Raw genomic sequence first — 8796 nt, forward strand, 5'->3', positions numbered from 1 at the left:
CAGTTCCCAAGGCAAGGATATCCTATATTGAATCGAGAAAAATTATTGGTTTGCACGTCATAAAAAGGAGGGATAAAAATATTTGAAGAAAGGGCTGAATGCCTTTTATGAATTCTCTCAGATGTTAAGAGCTGTTGTAACATTGGGGAAATGGTATTATAACGCGCAGCTGGTACTTTCATGAGGTAAAGAGGGGAGTGAGGTAAAGAGGGGAGTGAGGTAAAGAGGGGAGTGAGGTAAAGAGGGGAGTGAGGTAAAGAGGGGCATGAGGTAAAGAGGGGCATGAGGTAAAGAGGGAAGTGAGGTAAAGAGGGGAGTGAGGTAAAGAGGGGAGTGAGGTAAAGAGGGGAGTGAAGTAAAGAGGGGTGTGAGGTAAAGAGGGGAGTGAGGTAAAGAGGGGAGTGAAGTAAAGAGGGGTGTGAAGTAAAGAGGGGAGTGAGGTAAAGAGGGGAGTGAGGTAAAGAGGGGAGTGAGGTAAAGAGGGGAGTGAGGTAAAGAAGGGCATGAAGTAAAGAGAAGCGTGCTTAATGGCTTATACACTTACAGTGGCTGTTTTGAAATGAGCTTGAATGTGCTGGGAAATATTAAATGTGAATGAGAAATGCAAATATATTTCTGTTTTGGATGTTCTATTGGGAGTGAAGAGAAAGATCCCATTCAAGAACACGATAAATAAAAGCATAAAATGTGTAATTGCCGCGATTTAAAAGATATTGTCGTGGAGGTTTTTGAAAGTCATGAAGCGGAAAAGTAACGCTGCATGTTAGCTTTTACCCTTGAAATTTCCTATCATTTCAAAATGAAATTATAGACCCATTATGGAAATTACGCTAAAAGATATGTGCAATATGCGCGCTTTGATCTGGTCTATAAAAGCTGACTGCTTGCTCTTAATCGTTTTAATATCTGTCTTAAAATAGCGGCTGTATGAGCGATAAAGGTTGATGAACAGGAAAGGGCTTTATGCGGCTTTAAGTTCTCATCGTTAAGGTTTGAGGAACTATAGAGGTTGATTTAAAAAGATTGGACAATCTTTTTGTGCTTCATAGAACGGATTAGAAATTTTTTTGGAGAGGGGAACCTTCCCTTGTTTATTATTTGAAAGGCGCTTTAAGACAAAATATCAAAATAAGTATCAGGAACAGAGAGGCTATAAACAATCCCTTCTTCTGTTAATGTGAGCGAAGCTGAACCATTGACAGAAATGGGAACGATTTTTTCAAGAACGGCACTGCCAAAACAAGCTTTTATATTGTTTGTGGGAGAGACGTTGGATTCGAAATTTTCATTCCAAGTGATGATAAGTTGCGTTTTGCCATTCAGTTTTGTTTCGATTTCACAGCGTACACAGACACTACCCTTTTCTTGCGATAAAACACCAAAAGAAAGAGAATTGACAATCAATTCATGGAAAGCCAAACCAATATGCAAAGCGGCATTGGGAAAGAGGTAAGGATCTACGCCTTCAAGTGAAAAACGTTCTGTTTCTTTCATTAAATAGCCTAAAGCTTGCGTTTGGACTAATTCGCGAAATTGAGCACCACGCCAATCAGAATCGGTGATCAGATCTTGAGAATGAGAAAGAGAATGAAGACGACCTTGAAATTTGCGTAGAAAAACTTGAAGAGATTCAGTATAGCGTGCGGTTTGGCTGGCAATACTTTGAATGATCGCGAGAAGATTTTTAGAACGGTGGCTTACTTCTCGAAGGAGGATTTTAAGCACTTGTTCACGGCGGCGTAAGCCGGAAATGTTAACACCAGTAGTGATAATACCGATAATATCTCCGTTATCATTGCGGTGGCAATCAATAGAAAATTTGTACCAAATCTCTTGTTTGCTTATATCTTCAAAACGTGCTTCAACAGTTTGCATTTTACCACTGGCTAAAACTTGCAGTTTGATGGTTTCCATATTGTCTGCAAGGTCAAGCGAAAAAAAGTCGCTGTCACGACACCCAACCCGCCATTTATGGTGCAAATGGTGCGGCAAGTTTTCAGCCCATAAATAAACCAGATTTGTTGCCTGATAGAGAACACAAATATCAGCACCATGAATCGCTTGCATGAGCGCACTCATGTGCGATCTTTCCATGGGAGGCTTTGAAAGAGGTGTAACGACCATAATTTTAAGATGTTACTCTGTTCTAAGCTGCTTTAGAAGCATTCTCTTGAAAAAATAAAGCTTGGGAAATAAGCGCTTTCACCATATCAGGGTTAAAAGGTTTGGTCACTAAAAAAGTTGGTTCTGGACGCTCGCCGGTCAGCAGCCTTTCGGGAAAAGCCGTGATGAAAATTACCGGTATACGGTCATTTTTCAAAATCTCGTTGACCGCATCAATACCTGAACTGTTATCGGCTAATTGAATATCAGCCAAAATCAACCGTGGTTTTTTCTTATGATACATGATGACAGCTTCATCGCGCGTTCGCGCTATTCCTACAACATGATGACCTAGGCTTTCTACCATTTGCTCAATATCAAGCGCAATAAGAGGTTCATCTTCAATAATCATCACTTCAGTGGCAATTTGTTGAGAAATATCAAGGGATGCTTGGTTGAGAAGCTTGCGGAATTCCTTCGTATCCAGATTCATGATTTCGCTGGCTTCTTGTTCATGAAACCCTTCAACGGCAATGAGCAAAAATGCTTGGCGTGCACGGGGCGTGAGATACGATAATTTGGCACTGGTTTTTTGTTCAAGACCAAATTGGGGCAGGGGTTCAGGAATATTCGGTGTGGTTTGGTCAAAAAGATGGCAAAAAAGCCAATAAGTTCCAATTCGATCACTGGAGGCTTTGGGAAAAATGGAGATGTCGGCAATGAGTGCTTCCAGCATCGCTGATACATAAGCATCTCCAGAAAATTGGCTGCCGGTGACAGAGCGGGCAAAACGCCGAAGATAGGGAAGATGCGGGGCAATGCGCGTTGATAATGACATAATTTATAACTCCTTTTACCTTGCAAGCATTTTGTTGGTTGAAATTCTCAACCGATAAAAAAGTTCCTTGATTTGTATGGAACTTTTTACCGATAGCTATATTTACAACCATAAGGCGAAAAAATTCTTCGCGGTGCTACTGATATTATATGGATTAGGGGGATGAAAAATGAACGACCGTGATGAAAAAAATCTCACCACACAATTTACAGTTGGGGATGATCTTCTCGGGGTCAATAGCGAAATAGCACGGAAATTACGCCAATTTTACATGGAAATTCAGGAAGAAGCACTACCACGGTGTTTGCTCGAGCTTTTAGAGAAGTTGGAGCGCGCAGAGCAATTTAGCTTAAACAATGTGGAAAAGGTTTGAATCCTTTATGTCAAAGTGCACAAAAAACTTTAAACAAGAACTCCTGTTGGTGTTGCCGGCTTTACGCGCTTTTGCTGTTTCTTTAAGTGGCAAGCACGATAAAGCCGAAGATTTGGTCCAAGATACTGTTATGAAAGCATGGGCTAAGCAAGACAGTTTTGAGATGGGAACCAATCTTAAAGCGTGGCTTTTTACGATTTTGCGTAATGAATTTTATAGTCAAATGCGCAAAAAAGGAAGAGAAGTTCAAGATACTGATGGCGTGTTTACTCAAAATGTCGCTGTGCACCCTGCTCAATATGGATCCCTTGATTTGCAAGATTTTAAAAAAGCCTTAAATCTGCTTTCTGCTGATCAAAGAGAAGCCATTATTCTCATTGGGGCATCAGGATTTTCCTATGAAGATGCTGCAGCTATTTGTGGGTGTGCTGTTGGAACCATTAAAAGCCGTGTGAGTAGGGCGCGTAATCGATTACAAGAACTTCTTAATGTCAATGGTGAATCCGATTATGGTCCTGATTCTTATTCCGCTGGGAGTACATTATGTTCATTTAACGGCTAAAAAAGCATAATAATTATGATCGATAGCCTTGTTTTTTTTATTCCCGTTATAGCTATTACAGTAAAGTCAGTATCTGAGGAAATTCAGAGTGTTTGGCGTGTATCCTTTGGAACACAAGAAAAGCCTGTATGAAACTCTCTCACGGGCTTTTGACCTTATGGTCCATAAGGCTGCCTTCCTTTGTGCTGAAAAATGACGTCTTTCAAGTTCGCCAATGGAAATTCTATGACAACAAAGACAAATTTGCTGCCTCAAATGCCTTCTTCTGATGTAACAATATCACGCTGGCGATGGGCAGCGATTGTTGTTTCTCTTGTTATGGCTCTTTTAGCATCGGTTTTTATTATGTTGCTTTCAAATGCCGTTGATAGAGAAGTCGCTCAGTTGAATACAAGTTCAGAATTGCGCGAACAGGCTGATTTGGTTCTTATTAGCTTGATTGATATGGCTGTTGCTGATCGCAGTTATGCAAAAACGCGCAAGGTGGAAGATAAAATACGTTTTGAAAATTCAGAGCGGGAGTTGGGGGATATTCTCGATTATATAGCTCTTATTGTTTATGCGCATCCGCAATGGGATGAGTGGTTTAGGGCTTTTAAAAAGGAAGTCGAAGCAAGACAAGCATTTATGAATGCCCATATGCATGCTCTTGATACAGGGACTGATCAATCTTCTCAACCTTCCACATCTTTGGAAGTATCAAAGATTCCCGTGGCACGTTTAGCACAATTGATGACAAGTTTTATTAATGGGGATGATGTGGTGCGCCAAAAACAGCGCGAGGGTATCGCATTGATGCGTGCTGCTTTAACATTGGCGGCTATTGTTTCTGTTGTCAGTACTTTTGTTTCAGCCTATTTTGTTATTAATCGTTTTCATCGTGATGTGCGTTCTTTAAAATTATATCAATTGCTGCTCCATAGCGAAAATATCGCTCTAGAAGCACGCGTGAAGGAACGAACACAAGAATTAGAAAAAGCACGCAATCACGCCGAGAAAGAACGCCAACGGGTTGAAATATTGTTGCAGGATGCAAGCCATCGCATTGGCAATTCTCTTGCTACGGTGTCTTCTTTGCTGGGGCTTCAGTTAAGTCGGAGTAAAAATGAAGAAGTTCGTGCTGTTCTAGGGGCTGCACGGGATCGTATTCAGACAATTTCCACAGCACATCGTCGTTTGCGTTTAAGTGATGATATGGAAACGACATTATTGGCAGAGTTTCTCAGTTCTGTTGTGCATGATGTCGAATTGGCGGTTCCTTTTGAATTGCGTGAAAATATCACCATTCACACCAACTTTAAAGAGTGTCGACTGTCTTCAAGAGATGCAACAACTCTTGGAATTATCCTGGGTGAGTTGCTGACTAATTCCTTAAAACATGCCTTTCCTGATCAACGGTCGGGTCATATTTATATCTCCTTTGGTCCTGAGCCAAATGGACAATTGATGCTCATTGTAGAAGATGATGGCGTGGGGATGAAGAGCCAAACTTTAAAACAAAAGACAGGACTTGGTCGTGTGGTTGTGGAACAGCTTTGTATGCAATTTGGTGAAAAACCTCTGTTTGAAACTTCTGCTTTAGGAGGCACAAAGATTGTCATTCCTTTGCCAAAACTTAGCACGAATAGTTCAAAAAAAACCTCTGACTGATTTTTTAAAATGGTAAATTTTCTCTTTGTTAGTGGTAAACTTCCTTTGATTTATCGCGAAGGCATGGGGAGGGCGCCTTTTCACAAGAAGGAGGATAAAATAAGGCTTTAATAGCGCAAACACATCACTCTTCATCTTAGAATTGTTGATTGTCTTCAAGAAAGGCAACTTTATTTTTTCATCTTTTGGTGTCATGTTTGTTTCTGACTTTTTGCTTTATTGACTCTAATTATGGCTTTTAACATTCTCCTTGCTTAAAGCTTTGAAGTGCTGAAGTTAGCCTGTAAATTTATTTTGAATAAGAGCTTGCTTGAACCAATAATATTTACATTGATACGCTCGTTTTTCTTTGCAAAGAGAGAGTTTTTCACGTTTTATTCTTTTTGTAAGGGCTGTTAAAATTTTAAATAGAGGGTGTTTTTGTAAGCGTGTGGGAGAAATATTCTTAAGGTAAAACGTGCTCGTAAAACTCATGAAACACCCTCCTTTAGGGCTTTAAATAGCATCAGTGTTCAACCAGTGGAATCTGTTCAATAAAAAGCTGGATTGTTTATAGAGTGATGGGCGTTTTAGAATCTTCAACCTTTAGGGGCTACATCTTTGATTTAAGATTTTATTGCATGGCAAATAAGGGCATTTCTATCGTTTTAATAAAAGAAAAAAGAAGCGTTAGCTTTTTTGAGTGTCATATTTTGCACTTTTCTGTTGTGGGTAAACCTGAAAAGGAGAGCGTTTAATTTTTGATCCTTGTTATGCTGCTTTGTGGTTACATCTTTCGGCGTATCCTTTACAGATCTTTAAAGTACGGAAATTTCTTTGAGAAAAGTTAAGCGCTCAAGCATATTTTTTAGATGTTTTAAGTCAATAAAAAACTGCCGGCGCTTTTATGCTTTAAGTCTCTTCAGAGGGTGTTATCGGGCTGTTTATCAAAGAATCAATATTGTTTTTTTCTTGTAGGAATGTTTGTAGGTCTTGATTGGTTAAGGCTTTGCTATCCGGTATACGGATGCGCATGGGATCAACTTTGACGCCATTGACGATGATTTCAAAATGACAATGGGGTCCGGTTGCCATTCCTGTTGATCCGACATATCCAATGATTTGTCCTTGTCGTACTTTTACGCCTGGTTTGATGTCTGGTGCATAACGACTTTGATGTGAATAACTGCTGACATACCCATTGGCATGTTGAATTTCCGTGTGATTTCCATAGCCGCCTGTTACACCTACTTTTGTGACAATACCATCTCCTACAGCAATAATGGGAGATCCTTTAGGAGCAACCCAATCAACACCCGTATGCATGCGAATATAGCCTAAAATAGGGTGTTTGCGTGGGCCAAAGGGAGAGCCAAAAATGCCATTTGGTGTGGGTTTGCGTAGCAAGAAAGGTTTTGAACTTTTCCCTTCAGAATCATAATAATCAACGCTTCCATCTTTTAATTGATAACGGTAATATTTATAAGTTGTATTCCCAAAAGTGGCGCTAATATAACGAATTTCTGGATCCGTGTTTTTGGAGGGCTCTTTGGCTTTCAAGTTCTTTTTGCCGTTTTGGGTTTCTTTATCGCTTTGTGGTATGGCATAAAATATTTCAATCTGATCATTGGGGGTTATCTGGCTTTTCATATCAATATTGGTGGCAAGCAGACGAATAAGACGATGAGAGAGAGATTGTGATATGTTATGGCTTAGCAAAGCACTATAGAGCGCATCATAAGCTGTTGGTAATTGCGCGCTATTGATATAAGAATGCGGAATACCATTTTGAAAAGCCGTTTTAAGTGCTTTAGACATTTTAGGCTCTGTGCTTTCAATGAATTGGCCTTTATCATTCAGAGCAATGGTGAGAACATGATACATCCCTTGATAAATGCTTGCACGGACGAGATGATCTTCTTCGCCAGCTTGTGTCACCACTCCAATGCGTAAAAGACTTCCCTCTTTAAGGGTGTCGGAAAGGCTCATTTTTTCTAGTGTTTTTACAACCTGTTCAATTTGCTCTTTTGTATAACTGGTTTTTTTGAAAGCATCGGCTATCTTTTGTTTTTTGCGAATAGGGATAATATCTTCAACATAGTTTTTCGTCAGATCAATACGGTGACTTTGAGGAGAAACGGTTACATTTTCTTGCACGATACGGACTTCAGGGGGCTCTGTTTCTTGAGAAGGGGAGGATGTATCTTCTAATTTTAAAGGGTCGATTAGCGTGAGAACTGAAAGGAGTTCGGTACTTTTTTCTAAAGTAAATCCGGCTTTTTGTACTTCTTGTTGTGCTTCTTCATCTGTCAGCGTATCGGTGTCATCAAAATCGAATTGATCTATCTTAAAGTCATAGCTGCGTAAGGTGATTTTTGTTTCGACCTTTGCTCCATAAATCTGTCCAGAATTTTGTGGTTTAGCGCTTTGATTTATCGAATCACTGGCAAGAATGCTTAAAGAATCAAATTTTGGATAGCTATATTTCTGGGGGCGCTTTTCGGCTAAAGCCATACGAATCCATTCAAAATGTTGTGTTTTAATGACCTTTTCATCACCTTTTTTTTGCAGAATCGATAATTCAAATTGGCGTTTACTGTCGAAGCTTTGCCGTGCATGGGTGGGAGAAATGCGATCACCTTTATAGCCATTGGCTTCAAGATCTTGTGATTCTGATAGGTTTTCTTGCGTAAACCATTGAGGCGGTGTTACCAATCGCTGTTGTTCATCAAGAGCTGTAAAGAGTGCAATACCCATGAGAATGCAGGAAGTGATTCCTGTCAGAACTGTTCCTGTAAGCCAACGGGCCGAGACCTGTCTGCGCTCAGGACGTAAGCGTTTGACGACAAGAGCAGGGTCCTGTCCGGGATCGTTTTTTTGTTGTTCGTTATCCCACATAGATTTTAAGAGTACTTTTCAATATTAAATAAAGAAAGCTAGCATAGCTTAGCCTGTTTCTACAAGAATTTGATTCTTTTTACAAATTACAGATCATGCAAATTCTCTTTATACCGCAATGTCTTTATAAATCGTACCTGTGCAGAAAAATTTCCTTATTAAAGTAAGATAAAACAAGCGTTATTATGATTAACCCATTCCTAGGGACTTCTTATTTTTACGCATCGCAATGGGATGCTATATTTTACTTTAAAGGCGCCATGCTTCCTTTAACTCTTTCTGTTTTCATGTTTTATTTTTATTTTAGTGTAATGTATTGAAATAGCCGTTGTTGTTTACAATATTTTATTTTGAAAAAAATAAAAAATGATATTGACTCTTTGCTTGAAAGAG

At 39.6% G+C, this 8796-nt stretch carries 6 protein-coding genes; 3 read left to right on the forward strand and 3 right to left on the reverse strand.

The genetic code is table 11. From position 1 onward, the window contains the following. Positions 1–1110 precede the first annotated feature (1110 nt). Together ACFINC_RS02680 and ACFINC_RS02685 are read right to left on the reverse strand one after the other, a co-directional pair. Entirely contained in the window at positions 1111–2124 is a 1014-nt protein-coding gene (locus ACFINC_RS02680; protein WP_375615972.1) for a sensor histidine kinase, read from the reverse strand. Between the two features lie 22 nt (positions 2125–2146). Next, positions 2147–2941: a response regulator gene (locus ACFINC_RS02685; RefSeq protein WP_375615973.1), complete on the reverse strand. Its 795-nt coding sequence runs from the start codon at positions 2939–2941 to the stop codon at positions 2147–2149. Positions 2942–3110: 169 nt separating this feature from the next. Here ACFINC_RS02685 and ACFINC_RS02690 point away from each other — a divergent pair, with 169 nt between their 5' ends. From ACFINC_RS02690 to ACFINC_RS02700, 3 genes are all read left to right on the forward strand, one after another. Then, entirely contained in the window at positions 3111–3314 is a 204-nt protein-coding gene (locus tag ACFINC_RS02690; RefSeq protein ID WP_375615974.1) for a NepR family anti-sigma factor, read from the forward strand. A 7-nt stretch (positions 3315–3321) separates the two neighbouring features. Then, positions 3322–3876 carry an RNA polymerase sigma factor gene (locus ACFINC_RS02695; protein WP_375615975.1) on the forward strand — a complete coding sequence of 185 codons (555 nt, stop codon included), beginning with the start codon at positions 3322–3324 and terminating at the stop codon, positions 3874–3876. 225 nt (positions 3877–4101) lie between these two features. Continuing rightward, complete coding sequence (locus ACFINC_RS02700) at positions 4102–5526, forward strand: sensor histidine kinase (RefSeq protein WP_375615976.1); 1425 nt, start codon at positions 4102–4104, stop codon at positions 5524–5526. A gap of 891 nt (positions 5527–6417) precedes the next feature. Here the strand turns inward: ACFINC_RS02700 and ACFINC_RS02705 are convergent. Continuing rightward, positions 6418–8403 (reverse strand): M23 family metallopeptidase, encoded by a 1986-nt coding sequence (locus ACFINC_RS02705; RefSeq protein ID WP_375615977.1) that lies wholly within the window; start codon positions 8401–8403, stop codon positions 6418–6420. Positions 8404–8796 lie beyond the last annotated feature (393 nt).

The organism is Bartonella sp. AP58NXGY (assembly GCF_042195785.1).
Taxonomy (GTDB): domain Bacteria; phylum Pseudomonadota; class Alphaproteobacteria; order Rhizobiales; family Rhizobiaceae; genus Bartonella.

Bases quoted from the DNA above. Each gene is read 5' to 3' on its own strand.
- ACFINC_RS02680 (WP_375615972.1), bottom strand. From the start codon at position 2,124: ATGGTCGTTACACCTCTTTCAAAGCCTCCCATGGAAAGATCGCACATG.
- ACFINC_RS02685 (WP_375615973.1), bottom strand. From the start codon at position 2,941: ATGTCATTATCAACGCGCATTGCCCCGCATCTTCCCTATCTTCGGCGT.
- ACFINC_RS02690 (WP_375615974.1), top strand. From the start codon at position 3,111: ATGAACGACCGTGATGAAAAAAATCTCACCACACAATTTACAGTTGGG.
- ACFINC_RS02695 (WP_375615975.1), top strand. From the start codon at position 3,322: ATGTCAAAGTGCACAAAAAACTTTAAACAAGAACTCCTGTTGGTGTTG.
- ACFINC_RS02700 (WP_375615976.1), top strand. From the start codon at position 4,102: ATGACAACAAAGACAAATTTGCTGCCTCAAATGCCTTCTTCTGATGTA.
- ACFINC_RS02705 (WP_375615977.1), bottom strand. From the start codon at position 8,403: ATGTGGGATAACGAACAACAAAAAAACGATCCCGGACAGGACCCTGCT.